The organism is Methylobacterium sp. 10, from assembly GCF_000519085.1.
Taxonomy (GTDB): domain Bacteria; phylum Pseudomonadota; class Alphaproteobacteria; order Rhizobiales; family Beijerinckiaceae; genus Methylobacterium.
The window spans coordinates 4,778,336-4,795,687 of record NZ_KI912577.1 but is presented as its reverse complement, the minus strand read 5'-3'; the positions used below and the strand labels follow the sequence as shown (position 1 = coordinate 4,795,687).

Here is a 17,352-nt window from a genome sequence, read left to right as displayed (position 1 = left end):
ACGACCTCGATCACACCCGCATCGGCATCAGCACATACAGCGCCGAGGCGCCCTCGCGGTCCTGGATCAGGGTCGGCGAGCCGGGATCGGCGAGCTTGAACAGGGCCGTGTCGCCCTCGAGCTGGCCGGTAATGTCGAGGAGATAGCGGGCGTTGAAGCCGATATCGAGGGCGGACGCGTCGTAATCGACGTCGAGCTCTTCCGTGGCGCTGCCTGAATCCGGGTTGTTGACGGAAAGGGCGAGGCGGCCCTCCTGCACGGCGAGCTTCACCGCGCGCCCGCGCTCGGACGAGATCGTCGATACGCGGTCAACGGCGCGGGCGAACTGGTCGCGCTGCACTGTGAGGAACTTGTCGTTCCCCGTGGGGATCACCCGCTGGTAATCCGGGAAGGTGCCGTCGATGAGCTTGGAGATCAGCGTCACGCCGCTGGCGAAACGGAAGCGAATCTTGGCGGGCGACAGGTCGATCTCGACGGTTTCGCCGCCATCCTCCACGAGCTTCTGGATCTCGGCCACGGCCTTTCGCGGCACGATGATACCCGGCATTCCACGGCTGCCTTCAGGGGCATCGATCTCGACGCGGGCAAGGCGGTGGCCGTCGGTGGCGACAGCGCGCATCTTGAGAGCGCCGTCGACGTCGATCGTGTGAAGGTAGATGCCGTTGAGATAGTAGCGCGTCTCCTCCGTGGAGATGGCGAACTGGGTCTTGTCGATAAGGCGCTTGAGGTCGCTCGCACCGATCGCGAAGCTCGTGCCGAGTTCACCAGCGGCGAGGTCGGGGAAGTCGCCTTCGGGCAGGGCTCCAAGCGAGAAGCGCGAGCGGCCGGAACGAATCGTCATCTGCCCGGTTTCGCCGCTGGTCTCCAGCGAGACCTGGGCGCCATCGGGGAGCTTTCGCACGATGTCGTAGATCACGTGAGCCGGCACCGTTGTTGCGCCTGGATCTACGATGTCGGCCGGTACGGATTCCGTGACCTCGATGTCGAGGTCCGTCGCCTTCAACTCCAGTCCGTCAGGCCCGCTGCGCAAGAGCACGTTGGAGAGGATCGGAATCGTATTGCGCCGTTCCACCACACGATGCACGTGGCCGAGCGATCGAAGGAGAGCCGCGCGCTCGACAGTGACTTTCATCGCAACAACTCGTGGTCATTCTAAAAAAACGTCGCCCACCCCGAAAACGATGACGGATGGAGCCGGCGGCTTGGCCGGTGAACTTGGCGAAGGCCCTGTCCGAACGCAAGAGCACGGAACGCTCTATCCAGGGCAATGCGGGAAGGACGTTACCCGCATCGCTTGGATCCCGCCCGTCAGTCCTGAAGCATCCGCTTGAGGAGCTCGACCTCGTCGTTCAGCACGTTGTCCTCGCCGATCAGCTTGTCGATTTTGCGAACCGCGTGAAGAACGGTGGTGTGGTCACGGCCCCCGAAGCGGCGGCCGATCTCGGGCAACGAGCGCAGGGTCAGCACCTTCGAGAGGTACATGGCGATCTGGCGCGGTTTCACCACGGCTGCGGTCCGCCGCTCCGACAGGATGTCGGAACGCGAGACGTTGTAGCGCGAGGCCACCAGCTTCTGGATGTCTTCTATCTTGATGCGCTTGGGCTCACGGTTCTTCACCAAGTCGCGGATCGCGGTCTCGGCCGTCTCCATGGTCACGGCAGTGCCGGTGAGCGTGGCATGGGCGAGCAGCCGGTTCACGGCGCCTTCGAGATCGCGGCCATTGGCGGTGATGGCGCGGGCGACATAGGTCGCGACGGTAGGTGACACCTCGAAATTCGGATGCGCCGCCCGCACCGCGGCAAGCCGTGCGGACAGGATCGACATGCGCAGCTGCTCGTCCAGCGTGCCGATCTCGACCACGAGGCCGCCGGCCAGACGGGAGCGGACCCGTTCTTCCAAGGCTTCGAGTTCGGTGGGCGGGCGGTCCGAGGCGACGACGACCTGACGGCCGGCATCGATCAGAGAGTTGATGGTGTGTCCGAACTCGGCCTGGATCGACTTGCCCTGGATGAACTGGACGTCGTCGAGGATGAGGAGATCGATAGCGCGCAGCTTCTCCTTAAAGGCGAGCGCGCTTTGGGTCTTCAAGGCGTTGACGAAGCCATACATGAAGCGGTCGGCGGTGAGGTAGATCACACGACGGCCGGATTCGCGGGCCGCATGGCCGATGCCGTGGAGAAGATGAGTCTTACCCAGGCCAACGCCGGCATGGAAGTAGAGCGGATTGTAGAGGGCGCCCTGTCCGTCGTGACGGGAGACGCGCTCCGCCGCCGCATGAGCCAGGGCATTGGACCGGCCGACGACGAAGCTTGCGAAGGTGAGGCGATTGTCGAGGGGGGCGCCGTTCAGGTCGCCCGTGGCTTCACCGCGTGTCTGAGAGGACGATTCCGCCTCGGCCGGAAAACTCATCTCGCCGGATGACGGCTGCGCACTGCTGGCGGCCTGGAGACGGGCGAGAGGGCTCGCGGGAGCGGAAGACTTGACCGCGCCCGAAACGACACGGGGAGGGACACCGGCCCCACGTACGCCCACCTCAATGAGCGAGACGCTCTCCACCTCGCTACGGAACGTCGCCAGGACGCGGTCGAGATAATGGGATTCGATCCAGCTCTTCAGGAACCGGGTCGGCACACTGAGGCGCGCGGTCCCGGAAACCACCTCGACCAGTTCGAGACGTGCGAACCAGCTGGCGAAAACGTCCTCGCCCAGCTCCGCCCGCAGGCGTCGCTTCACGCGAGCCCAGGCCGCAACCATGTCCGATCCGCTTGCGCCACCCATGCCGGTCTCGGCGTTGCCCGCCACGCTACCATCGACATGCATCATCGCTCTCCTCGCGCCGAGGACGGAAGCCGCCGCTCGGAACGTACGCACACTTGACTGATATCGCGCCCCGCGAGGAATTCGCGGAACCCATAATGATCCGGCGGAGTCAACTCCCCCACCGCAGGCCTTTGCCGATGAATAGATCCTATCAACAATAAGCTACGGTTCTCCTAACAACGGGAGTTATGGGGAAAGCTCTGTAAGACGCTGATGGAGTCTCTCCGCGGCACACTGAGTCGACGCACGCCCGACATCTTACGGACGATTCGGGCAGGTTTGAATTAAGTGTAAATTTTCCGGCTTTTGGCGAGAGATCATTAATCTACACAGCCCCTCTAGACTCCGCAACACGGTGGATTCGCAGGTAGGGTTAACGCTTCGACTCGGATTTGAGCGGAAGCCGGCCCGCGAGTAGCGCCTCGACATTCCGGCGGGCAGCGGGCAACGGGAAACGCGTCGTGAAAATGGTGCCGGAAACGAAAGAAGCCCGGCACTGAGGCCGGGCTTCTTTCGCGTCATCCAAGGAGAGGAGGGCTCAGGCAGCGAGAGCCTTGACCCGCGCGGCGAGGCGCGAAACCTTCCGGGAGGCGTTGTTCTTATGAACGATGCCGTGCTGGGCAGCCCGCATAATCTCGGGCTCGGCTGCCCGCAGGGCGGTCAGCGCAACGGTCTGGTCGCCGCCGGCAATCGCCTCTTCGACCTTGCGGAGGAAGGTACGCATACGGCTGCGGCGCGAGCGGTTCACAGCGGTCCGCTTCGCGATCTTGCGGGTCATTTTCTTGGCCGACACGGTGTTGGCCATGGGGCATCCTCGTTCATGTGAGGCGATGCCGACGAGCCCGCGGGCTTGGTGTGTCGGTCGTCGCGCGAAGGTTGTTCGGGCAATGGCGAAGCCGGCGAGCTGCGTGAGCGCGGCCTGTCGGCGAAGCGCGCTCTATAGACACGCCCCGCCATTCCGTCAACGCGATCGCAGCGAATGTATCGCGGTGCCGATGCTTCAGAGCTTTCCGCCCTATGGCCGACGATGCCTGCAGTCAGAACTCGGCCAACTGAGCCGGCGCCATGGTTCAAAGTCGATGTTGGCGATTCGTATAGATCATCTCACCGTTCGAACAGTAAACCGCGCTATTCCGATGAAGATGTCGCGGCGATGACGATTTTGTCCGCCTCCCGAATTTTCTGCATCTGCCTCGAGGCGACGTTTGACCCGGACCGGGCATAGAAGGAAACGTCATTCCACGATTCGCAACTGAAGCCGAGTATATGACCTCCGAGATCACGCTCTACCATTCACCCAACACCCGTTCCTCGGGCGTCCGAATCCTGCTGGAGGAGCTTCAGGTGCCTTATCGCCTGCATGTCCTCGACATGAAGGCGGGCGAGCAGCGTCAGGCCGCCTATCTGGCGATCAATCCGATGGGGAAGGTGCCCGCCATCCGTCATGGGGACGCCGTCGTTACCGAACAGCCGGCCATCTTCCTCTACCTGGCCGACGAGTTCGCGGAAAAGGGCCTCGCGCCACAGATCGGCGACCCGCTGCGCGGCCCCTATCTGCGCTGGATGATCCTCTACGGATCGTGTTTCGAGCCGGCGGTGATCGACCGCGCTCTGGAAAGAGAGCCGGGACCCATGGCCATGTCGCCCTATGGCAGTTTCGACGCTGTTCTTGACGGCCTCGTCGCCGCTTTGTCGAAGGGGCCGTATCTTATGGGCGAACGGATCAGCGCCGCTGACATTCTCTGGGGTGCCGCACTCGGCTGGATGACCGCGTTCAAACTCGTCCCGGAAGAGCCGGTGATCGTGGCCTACGTTGCGCGGATCAGGGATCGCCCCTCCTTCCGTAAGATCACGGCCGAGGAGGTAGCCCTGGCGGCCCGGCATCAGGAAGCGGGCTGATCCCTCTTCGTCATCCACCACCTCCACCTGAACCGTGAAAAGGAGTGACAGATATGCGGATGATCTTCGTCAATCTGCCGGTGAAGGATCTCGAAGCCTCGAAGGCGTTCTTCGGCGCACTTGGCTTCACGTTCAATCCGGCCTTCACCGATGAGAACGGGGCCTGCATGGTGGTGTCGGAGAGCATTTTTGTGATGCTGCTGACGGAAGCGCGCTTTCGTGACTTCATCACAGGCGACATCTGCGATGCGACAAAGGCGACGGAAGTGCTGACCTGTCTCTCCTGCGAATCCCGGCAGGAGGTCGATGATACCTTGTCCAAGGCGCTGGCGGCCGGTGCCAAGCCTTGGAAGGCGAATATGGATTACGGTTTCATGTACGGCTACTCGTTCCAAGACCCGGATGGTCACGTCTGGGAGCTGATGCACATGGATCCGGCAGCCGTTCCGCCGCAATCCTGAGACGGCCGCCACGACGAACCACGGCCGCCGATCTCAGCCCGGCGGAAGCGCTGTGCCGGCGGAGCGCGTCATCAGTGTCGAGGGAAGCGTAGCGGGGGCAAACGCCGCTACGAGATGTATGCCGATGACGGGCGCGAAGACCAGCGTCATCATCACGACGAGGATCAACGCCACGCTGTTGTCGCGGGATGGGGAAGCGGCGCGCGAGCGGGCACGACGGAAAGCAAGGGTCTGGAAGGTCATGGGATCACCTCGTTCGACCGGCCGTCAGGGCCGATCGCGGATGAACCCAATCAAACGATCAGGCGCTCAACACGCTGTCGGCCGGAGTCGGCACGGTCCATCGACTACTGTCGCTGGGCATTGGGTTCGAAAGTTCCTGTGATCCGCCGAGCCGAGCATGTGCCGGGCAAAGGCGGTTGCGCCCACATGATGCGGTGCGAAGAGTTCGTCAAGTCTTAACGTCGCATAAGCGAGATCGATCCGCATTAAGATGCGAGCCGTGAGGCGAAGCGCTCCATCAGCCGCCGCCCGACCTCATCCTTGTGGAGGGTCGGCCATGTCTCCAGCCCACCCTCCCGGTCGAGCAGATGGATGGTGTTGGCGGTGCCACCCATGACCCCGCCCTCGGCGGACACGTCATTGGCGACGAGCAGGTCGCAGCCCTTGCGGGCGATCTTCGCGCGGGCATTGGCGATCAGCGAATCAGTTTCGGCAGCAAATCCGACCACCAGAGTCGGGCGCCCCTCGCTCCGCTGGGCGATGCTGGCGAGAATGTCCGGATTCTCCACAAGGGCGAGGGGCGGCACGGTCGCACCGTCCTTCTTGATCTTCGAGGCGCGATCCTGTGCCGGGCGCCAGTCACTCACAGCCGCAGCGAAAATGGCGAGGTCGGCGGGGAGGGCGGCCTCCACGGCAGCCAGCATCTCTCGCGCCGTCTCCACGCGCACCATTGTGACGCCCTTCGGATCGGCGATGGCCACGGGTCCGGAGACCAGCGTGACCTCTGCACCCGCCTCGGCGGCGGCGGCGGCGATGGCATGGCCCTGCCGCCCGGACGAACGGTTCGCGAGATAACGCACCGGGTCGATCGGTTCATGGGTCGGGCCGGACGTGATGAGAACGCGCCGGCCCGCGAGGGGCTTCTGCGGGGACCGTCCGGCGAGGAAGCCGAATCCTCCCGGCGTCGCCGACATCGCAGGTGCATCCTCTCCGAGCAACGCCTCGACCGCGTCCGCGATTTCCACAGGCTCCGCGAGGCGGCCCGGCCCGAACTCGGCTTCCGCCATGGCGCCGTCATTGGGTCCGACCACCCGGACGCCGTCGGCCTTCAAGGTCGCGAGGTTCCGTAGTGTCGCCGGATGCTGCCACATGCGGACATTCATCGCCGGGGCGATCAGGATCGGCAGGGTCGTCGCCAGGAGGACGGTGGAGGCGAGGTCCGAGGCGTCTCCGCTCGCCATCCGCGCCATCAGGTTGGCGGTGGCGGGCGCAACCACGATGGCATCCGCATCGCGCGCCAGCTTGATATGGCCGATATCGGCTTCCTCCGCCCGGTCGAACAGGTCGGTATGGGCGCGCTCCCCAGCGAGTGCGGCGGCGGCGAGGGGGGTGACGAATTCCTGAGCCCCCGCCGTCAGCAGCGGACGCACCCGCGCCCCACGCTCGCGGAGGCGCCGGATCAGATCGAGTGACTTGTAGGCGGCGATACCGCCACCGATGATCAGCAGGATGCGCCGGTTCTGAAGGGGGAGGGTCATGATGGATCGCTACTCCCGCTCATCGTGATCGTCCACCACGGACGGATATGGCACGGCGGCTACGAACGAAGCGGTGCCCTCGCCATCCAATTCATCCGGTTCTACCGGAACGCCATCACCAACGCCCCTGCCGCAATGGCCCACAGCGCCGCCGTGGACCAAAGTGCCCGGCGGCGCTCCTTCCGGGCGATGCTCTCCAGCGCCTTGCGATCGCCGGTTCCGCTCTCGTCGAGACGCACGAGGATCCGGCGCAGGCGCTGGGCGAGGTCGGGCAGGTCGGTGACGACGTCGGACAGGGTCAGGGCCGCACGTCCCGCACCCTCGATTCGCCCGAGAGGTCCGAGATTGCGCGCGATCCAGGAGCGGACCACCGGCTCCGCCCCGGTCCACATGTCGAGCTGCGGATCGAGGGAGCGGGCGACGCCCTCCACCACCACCATGGTCTTCTGCAGCATGACCAGCTCGGTGCGCGTGCTCATGTCGAACAGGGCGGTTATGTCGAAAAGCAAGGTCAGCACCTTGGCCATCGAGATCTCGTCGGCCCTGCGCTGGTGGATCGGCTCGCCGATGGCGCGGATGGCCTGGGCGAAATCCTCCACCGAATGATGGGCCGGTACGTAGCCCGCCTCGAAATGCACCTGCGCCACGCGCTTGTAGTCGCGCAGGATGAAGCCGAGCAGGATCTCCGCGAGGAAGCGCCGCTCCATGATGCCGAGCCGGCCCATGATGCCAAAATCTACCGCCACGAGCGTACCGCTCGCATCCACGAACAGGTTCCCGGGGTGCATGTCGGCGTGGAAGAACCCGTCGCGGATTGCTTGTCGCAGGAACGACTGGATGACCGCGAGCCCCAGCGCCTTGGGGTCGTGGCCGGCAGCGACGATGGCGGCGCGATCGTTAAGGCGGATGCCCTCGATCCACTCGCTCGACAGCACGTCCCGCGCAGTCAACTCCCATTCGGGCTTCGGCACTCGGAAATCCGCGTCGTCCTTCGTGTTCTGGGCAAGCTCAGACATGGCTGCGGCTTCGAGCCGGAAGTCCATCTCCATCATCACCGAGCGGGCGAGGATCTCGACCACGTCGCGCGGGCGCAGGCGCTCGGCCTTCGGCGACAGGGCGTGGACCACGCGGGCCATGAAGCGCATGACTTGGAGATCGCGCTGGAAACGCTCGCGCACGCCCGGGCGCATGATCTTCACCGCCAGCACCCGCTCGACGCCGTTCGCGTCGAGGATATGGGCCTTGTGGACCTGGGCGATGGACGCGGCGGCGACGGGCTCGCTGAAGGACAGGAACAGCTCCCGGACCGGCTTGCCGAACGCGGCCTCGACCACGCGGATCGCCTGCTCCTGCGGGAAGGGCGGCACCCGGTCCTGCAGCTTCTCAAGGTCGAGGGCGGCGTTCATGCCGACGATGTCGGGCCGCGTCGCCAGGAACTGGCCGAACTTGACGTAGGAAGGGCCGAGCCGGGTCAGCGCACGCTGGAGCGGCCCCGCGCCGGAGCCAAGGCCCGGCCGCTCCAGCATCCGCCCGAGCTTCAGGGCGAAGCGTAGGTGCGGCGGCAATTCAGTGGGGTCGATGAAGGACAGCCCGCCTTCGCGCGCCAGTACGAAGCCGACCCCGGCGCCGCGGATGAGGTAGACGATGGCGCCTAGCATGGGAGGCTTCCGAGGCGGGCGTTCAAGTCTGAACGTCGTTTCATTCCACCCATGCCCATCATCCTGATATGCCGCGATAGCGGCCTCGAAGGAAACCTCCAGAAGCCGCAGCGCGACCTGGAAGCCTTCTTCGAGGCTGCCGCTACGCGTCGGCACCTCAGGAAAAGGTGGTGTGTTAAGGTTGCACCGATTTGAGCAGATCGATCCGGCGTCACGAGATCTTCCAGCCGGAATGGATAGCGACGATTCCGCCGGACAGGGGCCGGTGGGTCACGTGCTTGAACCCAGCCTCCTCGATCATGCCAGCAAAGCGCCCCGGACTGGGGAACTTGCGGATGGATTCCACGAGGTAGCGATAAGATTCCGCGTCACCGGCCACGCTGGCGCCCAGGCGCGGGATCACGTGGAACGAGTAGGCGTCGTAGATCCGGTCGAGAACCGGCAGGTCGACCTTGGAAAACTCAAGGCACAGGAAGCGCCCGCCGGGCTTCAGGACGCGGCGCGCCTCGGCCAGGGCCAAGTCGATCCGGGGAACATTCCGGATGCCGAAGGCGATGGTGTAGGCGTCGAACGCCTCGTTCGGCAGGGGCAGCGACTCGGCATTCGCGGTGACGAAATCGATTCGCCCGTCATAACGGTGGCCGGCACGCTCGGCGCCGACGCGCAGCATCGCCTCGTTGATGTCGAGCACCGTGACATGGGTCTCGGGACCACCCGCCTCCAGGCAGCGGAAGGCGATGTCGGCGGTGCCGCCGGCGACGTCGAGATGACGGAAAGGCCGGTTGCGCGGTGGCCGCAGCATCGAGATCAGATGCGACTTCCAGGCGCGGTGGAGCCCGCCAGACATCAGGTCGTTCATTAGATCGTAGCGCTTCGCCACGGAGCGGAACACGTCATCGACGCGCCCCTGCTTCTCGTCGAGCGCAACCTGCTCGAACCCGAAATGCGTGCTGGTCTCGTCCTTCGATCGCTCGGCCGAACTCATGTCACCATCCTCTTGCGCGAGCGTCATAGCGAAAGCCGGCCAGGATCGCCATGTGCCGGGTTCGACAGGTGCATAACGAATGGCGGCGGATGCCGGCCCTCGTCATGCCGGCGCCGTCCCCCGATCGAGAGCCTCGCCCCCCTCCATGCCAGAACTGCCCGAAGTCGAAACCGTCCGTCGTGGGCTGTTCCCCGCCATGGTGGGCGCGCGATTCTCCCGTGTGACCCTTCGCCGGCCGAACCTCCGATTTCCCTTCCCCGAGCACTTTGCCCAGCGGCTCGAAGGCGCCACGGTGACCGATCTGGGGCGGCGGGCGAAATACCTGACCGCTGGTCTCGACACCGGAGAGACATTGATCCTGCATCTCGGCATGAGCGGGCGCTTCGACGTGGCCTTGCCGGATGGGCGCAACGTCTCGCCAGGGGACTTCTACCTCGAAGGAGCGCTGGGCAACGCCAAGCACGACCATGTAGTGATGGCGATGTCTAACGGCGCCACCGTCACCTATAACGACGCGCGCCGCTTCGGTTTCATGGACCTCGTGCCGACGCTGAATCTCGCCGGCTGCAAGCACTTCGCCGCGATGGGGATCGAACCACTGAGCGAGGCCATGAGCCCGGAGAGCTTGGCGCTCCTCTTCCGCAACAAGATCACGCCATTGAAGGCCGCGCTCCTCGACCAGCGGCTGATCGCCGGGCTCGGCAACATCTATGTCTGCGAGGCCCTACATCGCGCGGGGCTGCATCCCGAGCTGCCGTCGGGAATCCTGGCAAAAGACGACGGGCGGCCGACGCCGAACGCACGGTTGCTGGCGCGGATGATCCGCGACGTGCTGACCGAGGCCGTTGCCGCCGGCGGGTCTACCCTGCGCGACTATGCTCATACTGACGGCGGGTCGGGCTCGTTCCAGCATGCGTTTCGTGTCTACGACCGCACGGGCGAGCCATGTACGACGAAAGGCTGCGACGGCACCATTGCGCGGATCGTGCAATCCGGCCGCTCGACCTTCTATTGTGCCACCTGCCAACCCGCGAAGCCAAGCAAACCCGTTGTCAGTCGAGCTTGAAATCCAACTACCAGCTGCGACGGTCTTCTGGGTCGGGCTTACGCCCCTGTGGGGTCAGCCCGTCGATGACACCCGGAAGCGCCTGGGCAAGCTGCGACAACAGATCGTCGCGGGAGAGGCCGGTGCGACTCTGCAGCGTGTTCACCGTGTCCGAGCCCAGGGCGTCGGCGAGGCGATTGGGCTCCACCGCCTGGTTCTGGCCATGCCCGATCCAGGAACCAATGGCGTCGCCGAGGCCGCCGCGCTGCAGCCGGTCGATCAGACCGTCGAGGCCACCAAGATCGTCACCTTGCTCCTGGCCTAGGCGGCTGTAGGGCCCCGTGCCAGAGGAGTGACCGTCGGCTGGCGAGCCATGATCCTGGGAGCCCTGGCTGCCGGGGCCATCGAGCATGCCCGAGAGGTCGCTGAAATCGCCTTCGGGAGACGATCCGCGTGATCCACCGCCATATCCGCCCCGGTCGCGGTCCTGATTGAAGCCGCCCCGGTCGCCGTCGTCATAGGGTTCGGGCGGCCCGCGCCGGTCTTGCTCACGCTCCTCGGGCGCTCCCCGGCCGCCGCCGAGGATATCGCTCAACCCGCCGGCGCCGCCACCCTTCTGCAAGAGAAGCATCAGCAAGGCCTGAACGATGGGGGAGAGCGAGCCTCCAAGTGCTCCGCCACCGGACCCGCCGCTCTGCTGATGATCGCCGCCCCGGCCGCCGCCGAGGACGTTGCCGAGCACACCGCCGATGACCTGATCGAGCAATCCCATGGTGTTTCCTCCTGAGCAGCGGGCCTTACGGTGGATTCTATTCCCTGCGTCCGCCCGTCCCTGCGCGATCGCGCGCAGGTAGATGATCGAGGGGGTTCGTGCGGGTCTTCTTGCCGTCGTCCTCCGTCACCGCCGTCGAAGGGCGGATCGCGTTCGGAGGCTTCACCTCCCCGATCGGCCGCGAGCCGGAGGTTTCGCCCGATCGGGTTTCCGAAGGCACGTCGGCCGGCGTGGGCTGGTCGCGACGATCGGAGATTGCCTGGGCCGGCAAGGTCTGCGCCAGGAGAATGCCGGCAGCGAGGAGCAGGCTGGCCCGGATAAAAGGTTCCTTGCGCATGAAGTGCTCCGTGGGTTCGAGACGAGAAGGCGTCCGGTGATGGGCGCCATCGCATGCCTCACCAAGCCCGAGCCTACGCCGGGGGTTCCGGTGCCGATACCGGTTTCAGTCGCGCTTGCGCCCGCCACCGCCCTTGTATTTCGGCTTCTGACCCCCGAGCCCCTGCGTGGAGCGTGGCTTCGGCCGCTCGGCCCAGACCGGCGCCTCGCCACCCATGGGCAATTCCCGGTCGGTGCCAGGCCCCATATTGTCCAGACTCGGCTTCGAGATGCGGCTCCGCTTCGCGCCGTACTTGCCCGCATCACGCTCGACATCGCCCTGTCGTGTCATCGGATCGTCGGCGAGGAGGAGTTCGGTCGCCTGCAGGCGCTTGAGCTCGTCGCGCAGGCGCGCCGCCTCCTCGAAATCGAGGTCGGCGGCGGCTGTCCGCATGCGCTTCTCGAGATCCGCGATCACGGCCTTGAAGTTGTGGCCGATGGTGACTGCGTCCTTAGCGAGCCCGGTATCCACCTTGACGTGGTCACCCTCGAAGACGCTGCTGAGGATATCGGAGATGCCGCGCTTCACGCTCTGCGGCGTGATACCGTGCTCCTCGTTGTAGGCGAGCTGCTTCAGCCGGCGGCGTTCGGTCTCCGCCATCGCCCGCTCCATCGAGCCGGTGATGTTATCCGCGTAGAGGATGCAGCGGGCATCCGCGTTGCGCGCGGCGCGGCCGATGGTCTGGATCAGCGACGTCTCGGAGCGCAGGAAGCCTTCCTTGTCGGCATCGAGAATGGCGACGAGGGCGCATTCCGGGATGTCCAGGCCCTCGCGCAGCAGGTTGATACCGATGAGCACGTCGAAGGCGCCTAGCCGCAGGTCGCGGATGATCTCGATCCGCTCCAGCGTGTCGATGTCCGAGTGCATGTAGCGCACGCGTACGCTGTTCTCGTGCAAATACTCGGTGAGGTCCTCGGCCATGCGCTTGGTGAGTGTGGTCACGAGGGTGCGATAGCCGGCCTGCGCCACCTCGCGCACTTCGCCCAGCAGATCGTCGACCTGGGAGCGGGCAGGACGGATCTCGATAACCGGATCGACGAGACCGGTGGGACGGATGACCTGCTCGGCGAAGACGCCGCCGGTCTGCTCCATCTCCCATTTCGCAGGCGTCGCCGAGACGTGGACCGATTGCGGTCGCATGGCGTCCCACTCCTCGAACCGCAGCGGGCGGTTGTCGAGGCAGGAAGGGAGGCGGAACCCGTACTCGGCCAGCGTCGCCTTGCGGCGAAAGTCGCCTTTGTACATGCCGCCGATCTGCGGAACCGTGACATGGCTCTCATCGGTGAAAACGATGGCGTTGTCGGGCAGGTATTCGAACAGGGTCGGCGGCGGCTCGCCGGGCTTGCGACCGGTGAGATAGCGCGAATAGTTTTCGATGCCGTTGCAGGCGCCGGTCGCCTCGATCATCTCGATGTCGAAGGTGCAGCGCTGCTCGATGCGCTGCGCCTCGATGAGGCGGCCCATCTTGGTCAACTCGTCCACGCGCAGTTTGAGCTCGGTCTTGATGCCCTTGACCGCCTGCTGGAGGGTGGGACGGGGCGTGACGTAGTGCGAGTTGGCGTAGACCTTCACGAATTTCAGGTCGTTGATCTTCTTTCCCGTGAGCGGGTCGAACTCAGTGATCGACTCGATCTCGTCGCCAAACAGGCCGATGCGCCAGCCGCGATCCTCCAAGTGGGCCGGCCAGAGTTCGATCACGTCGCCGCGCACCCGGAAGGTGCCGCGCGCGAAGTCGGACTGGATGCGCTTGTATTGCAGCGCCACGAGATCGGCGACGAGCTGGCGCTGCTCGATCCGCTCGTTCAGCGACACTGTGAACGACATGGCGGTGTAGGTCTCCACCGAGCCGATGCCGTAGATGCAGGAGACCGAAGCGACGATGATGACGTCGTCGCGTTCGAGCAAAGCGCGGGTGGCCGAGTGGCGCATCCGGTCGATCTGCTCGTTGATCGAGGATTCCTTCTCGATGAACGTGTCCGACCGCGGCACGTAGGCCTCTGGCTGGTAATAATCGTAGTAGGAAACGAAATACTCTACCGCGTTATCGGGGAAGAAGCTCTTGAACTCGCCGTAGAGCTGCGCCGCCAGGGTCTTGTTCGGCGCCAGGATCAGGGCAGGGCGCTGCGTCGCCTCGATGATCTTGGCCATGGTGAAGGTCTTGCCGGAGCCGGTGACGCCCAGTAGCACCTGATCGCGCTCTGCCTTGTTCACCCCCTCCACGAGTTCGGCGATGGCGCGCGGCTGGTCGCCCGCGGGCTCGAACTCGGATTTCAGGGTGAAGGCATAGCCGCCCTCCGATTTCTTCGGTCGTTCCGGGCGGTGCGGCGACCAGGTCTTGCCGTCCCTGAACAGCGGGTTGCCCTCGGTGAGGAGCCGCGACAGGGCATCCACCGTGGCGGAGACGCCGTCGGTGGCCAGCGACGTATCATCCTCGTTCGCCAGTGCCTCCGGTACCGGACCATCCTCCGGCGGGGTGATCCCCAGCGCCTGGGCGAGGCGCGGGTCGACCTCGGCCGCGTCGCCTAGAGTGAACCCGGCCTGCGGCGCTTCGGCGAAACCGCCGGGCGGCGATGCGGGTTTCTTCGGCCGGCCGGGCTTCTTCGGCGGAGCCGGCGGCGTGGAATTCTCCACGGCGGGCAGCCGGTTGCGGTTGAGCGCCGGGCTGAGCAGGGCCGCTAGGTGCTCGTCGAGCGGTTTCAGCTCGGGCTTCGAAGCCTTCGCCGAGGAGACGCGGGGTTTGTTCGCAGGAGGCATGGGTGGAATATGGCCCCGCGGAACGAAAGGGGAAAGGGCGGCCCCTCGCTTCGCGATAATCAGGAGTGAGACCCAGCATGACGACGACGTCGAATCCGATCCATCCGCAGGCGCGGATCGGCCATGTCCATCTTAAGGTCGCCAATCTCGACCGCGCGCTGGCTTTCTATTGCGGAATCCTCGGCTTTTCCCTGAAGGCTCGGTACGGAACCCAGGCCGCCTTCATCGCGGCGGGGGATTACCACCATCATATTGGGCTCAATACCTGGGAGAGCGACGGCGGCGATCCGCCGGCGCCCGGCACGACCGGCCTGTTCCACCTCGCCATACTCTATCCGACGCGGGCCTCCCTGGCAGATGCCCTGCGCCGCCTCGACGAAGCCGGCGTCGCCCTCGACGGCGCCAGCGACCACGGCGTAAGTGAGGCGCTCTACCTGCGTGATCCCGACATGAACGGGGTCGAACTCTATCGGGACCGGCCGGAGGCGGAATGGCCGCGCGATGCGGAGGGCGGTCTTACCATGTTCACCCGCCGCCTCGACCTCGCCGATCTCCGCTCGGCCGTGGAACATTCCTGAGGAGCGGCAAACCGTTAGGCGGCAACCCTCTGGTGTGCTACCTGCTGATTCAGACGGTGCCGCCCTCGGTGAGGGTGGCTGAGGCGAGCATAACGGCACCAGATCGTCGCCGCCTCGACGCCCCTCGCTCGAGCAAGGCCGAAGGCCGCGGGAGCGGGCCGGCGGCGGGTGGAGACGAGTAGCAATCCCACCTGTCCCATTGCCTGATGCGAGCGACCTTATGAAAATCCGGACCGGCTACACGATCGGCTACGACACGTTCGGCCCGACGCCGATCACCTTGATGCTCAACGTCCATCCCTCGCGCGCGGGTGACCTGCTGACGCCGGAGACGATGACGATCGAGCCGCCGGTGGATGCTCACAGCTATCTCGACCCCTTCGGCAATGTCTGCACCCGGATTCTCGCCCCCGGCGGCCGGATCACGGTCTCGGCCGATTTCATGATCGAGGACTCCGGTGAACCGGACGAAGTCGTGCCGGGGGCGAAGCAGCACGCGGTGCAGGATCTCCCGGACGACGTCATGCCGTTCCTGCTTGGCAGCCGCTATTGCGAGACGGACAAGCTTTCGAACATCGCCTGGGGCCTGTTCGGAACCACACCCGAGGGTTGGGCACGGGTCCAAGCGATCCACGACTTCGTTCATCGGCACATCAAGTTCGATTACCAGCAGGCCGATGCCACCCGTACGGCGTTCGAAGCCTACACCCAGAAGATCGGCGTCTGCCGCGACTTCACCCATCTCGCCGTGGCCTTCTGCCGATGCATGAACATCCCGGCCCGGTACTGCACCGGCTACCTCGGCGATATCGGCGTGCCGGTGGTGCCGCCGGGCGACTTCTCAGCCTGGCTCGAGGTCTATCTCGACGGACGGTGGTTCACCTTCGACGCCCGCAACAACAAGCGCCGCATCGGCCGCATCCTCATCGCACGCGGCCGCGACGCCACCGATGTCGCGATCTCCACGAGCTTCAGCACGGCCCTGCTCGCGAGCTTCGACGTGCATACCGACGAGATCAGCGAGACTGGCGAGTTGACCCCCATCGCCTGATGCAGACCCACGCCGGATCGACATCCGGCCTCCCGCGTTCCGATAGACAGCTCCCATCTCCGCCTGTCGATCCGGCAGATGCGCCGAGGGGGGGGATGCACCGCTATCGGAGACGGCATGTCGGACAGTTTAAAGGGTACGGCGCTCATCGCCGGAGCAAGCGGCATCGTCGGCAACAACCTTGCTCGCCACCTTGTCGCGGAGGGCTGGAACGTCCTGGGTCTCGCGCGCCGGCCGGTGGCCATCGCGGGCGTCACCCCGGTGACGGCGGATTTGACCAATCCGGCCTCCTTGCGGGCGGCTTTGTCGGACCTCGCGCCGACACATGTGTTCATCACCACCTGGATGCGGCAGGCGACCGAAGCCGAGAATTGCCGCGTCAATGGCGCCATGGTGCGCAACCTCCTTGACGCTTTGCAATCGTCTCCGCTGCGCCACGTAGCGCTGGTGACCGGGCTCAAGCACTATCTCGGGCCCTTCGAAGCCTACGGGAAAGGCACCCTGCCGCAGACGCCATTCCGCGAAGACCAGGAACGCCTGCCGGTGGAAAATTTCTACTATGTGCAGGAGGACGAGGTGTTCGCAGGGGCCGAGCGCCAGGGATTCGGCTGGAGCGTGCACCGTCCGCACACGATCGTCGGCTATGCCCTGGGCAACGCCATGAACATGGGTGTGACGCTGGCCGTCTACGCCTCCCTGTGCCGCGAGACCGGACGTCCGTTCCTGTTCCCGGGTTCGCCGCAGCAATGGAACGGACTGACCGACGTCACCGATGCGAGACTGCTCGCCCGTCATCTTGCTTGGGCGTCCACCGATCCCGCCGCGGCGAACACCGCATTCAACGTGGTCAACGGTGACGTCTTCCGCTGGTCGTGGATGTGGGGTCGCATCGCGGAGTGGTTTGGCGTGGAGCCGGCAGCCTATCCCGGTGCGCCGACGCCGCTCGAAGACCAAATGGCCAAGGACGCGCCGGTCTGGGCGGATCTGGCGAAACGCCACAGGCTGGTCGAGTCCGATCTCGACCGTCTCGCCTCCGCATGGCACACCGATGCGGATCTCGGTCGGCCGATCGAGGTGGTCACCGACATGGCGCGCAGCCGGCGCCTCGGCTTCCTTGACTATCAGCCCAGCGACGACAGCTTCCTCGATCTGTTCGGTCGCCTGCGGACCGAAAAAGTCATTCCGTGAGACAG

Annotated in this window: 16 protein-coding genes; 6 read left to right on the top strand and 10 right to left on the bottom strand. The window is 65.2% G+C overall.

Going from position 1 to position 17,352, the window contains the following annotated elements; translation table 11 throughout:
• Positions 1-10: 10 nt before the first annotated feature.
• The 3 genes from dnaN to rpsT all read right to left on the bottom strand — a co-directional run bounded on the left by dnaN (position 11) and on the right by rpsT (position 3,625).
• Positions 11-1,132: a DNA polymerase III subunit beta gene (dnaN, locus tag K368_RS0122640; RefSeq protein ID WP_027174346.1), complete on the bottom strand. Its 1,122-nt coding sequence runs from the start codon at positions 1,130-1,132 to the stop codon at positions 11-13.
• Positions 1,133-1,308: 176 nt separating this feature from the next.
• Positions 1,309-2,820 carry a chromosomal replication initiator protein DnaA gene (dnaA, locus tag K368_RS0122635; RefSeq protein WP_027174345.1) on the bottom strand — a complete coding sequence of 504 codons (1,512 nt, stop codon included), beginning with the start codon at positions 2,818-2,820 and terminating at the stop codon, positions 1,309-1,311.
• A 538-nt stretch (positions 2,821-3,358) separates the two neighbouring features.
• Positions 3,359-3,625 carry a 30S ribosomal protein S20 gene (rpsT, locus tag K368_RS0122630; RefSeq protein WP_019907046.1) on the bottom strand — a complete coding sequence of 89 codons (267 nt, stop codon included), beginning with the start codon at positions 3,623-3,625 and terminating at the stop codon, positions 3,359-3,361.
• 461 nt (positions 3,626-4,086) lie between these two features.
• Between rpsT and K368_RS0122625 the strand changes: the two genes are divergently transcribed.
• Together K368_RS0122625 and K368_RS0122620 are read left to right on the top strand one after the other, a co-directional pair.
• Positions 4,087-4,719: a glutathione S-transferase family protein gene (locus tag K368_RS0122625; RefSeq protein ID WP_027174344.1), complete on the top strand. Its 633-nt coding sequence runs from the start codon at positions 4,087-4,089 to the stop codon at positions 4,717-4,719.
• A 53-nt stretch (positions 4,720-4,772) separates the two neighbouring features.
• Positions 4,773-5,180, top strand: coding sequence for a VOC family protein (locus K368_RS0122620; RefSeq protein ID WP_027174343.1), 408 nt, complete (start codon positions 4,773-4,775; stop codon positions 5,178-5,180).
• 33 nt (positions 5,181-5,213) lie between these two features.
• Here the strand turns inward: K368_RS0122620 and K368_RS0122615 are convergent, their stop codons facing one another.
• The 4 genes from K368_RS0122615 to ubiE form a co-directional block, all read right to left on the bottom strand.
• On the bottom strand, positions 5,214-5,423 hold the full coding sequence (locus K368_RS0122615) for a hypothetical protein (protein WP_027174342.1): 210 nt from the start codon (positions 5,421-5,423) through the stop codon (positions 5,214-5,216).
• A gap of 245 nt (positions 5,424-5,668) precedes the next feature.
• Complete coding sequence (locus K368_RS0122610; RefSeq protein WP_027174341.1) at positions 5,669-6,940, bottom strand: phosphopantothenoylcysteine decarboxylase; 1,272 nt, start codon at positions 6,938-6,940, stop codon at positions 5,669-5,671.
• Positions 6,941-7,041: 101 nt separating this feature from the next.
• Positions 7,042-8,598 carry a 2-polyprenylphenol 6-hydroxylase gene (ubiB, locus tag K368_RS0122605; protein WP_027174340.1) on the bottom strand — a complete coding sequence of 519 codons (1,557 nt, stop codon included), beginning with the start codon at positions 8,596-8,598 and terminating at the stop codon, positions 7,042-7,044.
• Between the two features lie 211 nt (positions 8,599-8,809).
• Positions 8,810-9,583 carry a bifunctional demethylmenaquinone methyltransferase/2-methoxy-6-polyprenyl-1,4-benzoquinol methylase UbiE gene (gene ubiE, locus K368_RS0122600; protein ID WP_027174339.1) on the bottom strand — a complete coding sequence of 258 codons (774 nt, stop codon included), beginning with the start codon at positions 9,581-9,583 and terminating at the stop codon, positions 8,810-8,812.
• 145 nt (positions 9,584-9,728) lie between these two features.
• Here ubiE and mutM point away from each other — a divergent pair, with 145 nt between their 5' ends.
• Positions 9,729-10,649 (top strand): bifunctional DNA-formamidopyrimidine glycosylase/DNA-(apurinic or apyrimidinic site) lyase, encoded by a 921-nt coding sequence (gene mutM / locus K368_RS0122595; RefSeq protein WP_027174338.1) that lies wholly within the window; start codon positions 9,729-9,731, stop codon positions 10,647-10,649.
• Positions 10,650-10,656: 7 nt separating this feature from the next.
• Here mutM and K368_RS0122590 read toward each other — a convergent pair whose 3' ends face one another.
• The 3 genes from K368_RS0122590 to uvrB form a co-directional block, all read right to left on the bottom strand.
• Positions 10,657-11,400, bottom strand: coding sequence for a YidB family protein (locus K368_RS0122590; RefSeq protein WP_027174337.1), 744 nt, complete (start codon positions 11,398-11,400; stop codon positions 10,657-10,659).
• Between the two features lie 37 nt (positions 11,401-11,437).
• Positions 11,438-11,737: a hypothetical protein gene (locus tag K368_RS0122585; protein WP_027174336.1), complete on the bottom strand. Its 300-nt coding sequence runs from the start codon at positions 11,735-11,737 to the stop codon at positions 11,438-11,440.
• Between the two features lie 105 nt (positions 11,738-11,842).
• On the bottom strand, positions 11,843-14,530 hold the full coding sequence (gene uvrB, locus K368_RS0122580; protein WP_027174335.1) for an excinuclease ABC subunit UvrB: 2,688 nt from the start codon (positions 14,528-14,530) through the stop codon (positions 11,843-11,845).
• Between the two features lie 77 nt (positions 14,531-14,607).
• Between uvrB and K368_RS0122575 the strand changes: the two genes are divergently transcribed.
• The 3 genes from K368_RS0122575 to K368_RS0122565 all read left to right on the top strand — a co-directional run bounded on the left by K368_RS0122575 (position 14,608) and on the right by K368_RS0122565 (position 17,347).
• Positions 14,608-15,108 (top strand): VOC family protein, encoded by a 501-nt coding sequence (locus K368_RS0122575; RefSeq protein WP_027174334.1) that lies wholly within the window; start codon positions 14,608-14,610, stop codon positions 15,106-15,108.
• A gap of 220 nt (positions 15,109-15,328) precedes the next feature.
• Positions 15,329-16,159, top strand: coding sequence for a transglutaminase family protein (locus K368_RS0122570; protein WP_027174333.1), 831 nt, complete (start codon positions 15,329-15,331; stop codon positions 16,157-16,159).
• Positions 16,160-16,276: 117 nt separating this feature from the next.
• On the top strand, positions 16,277-17,347 hold the full coding sequence (locus tag K368_RS0122565) for an SDR family oxidoreductase (protein ID WP_027174332.1): 1,071 nt from the start codon (positions 16,277-16,279) through the stop codon (positions 17,345-17,347).
• The last annotated feature ends 5 nt before the right edge of the window (positions 17,348-17,352 follow it).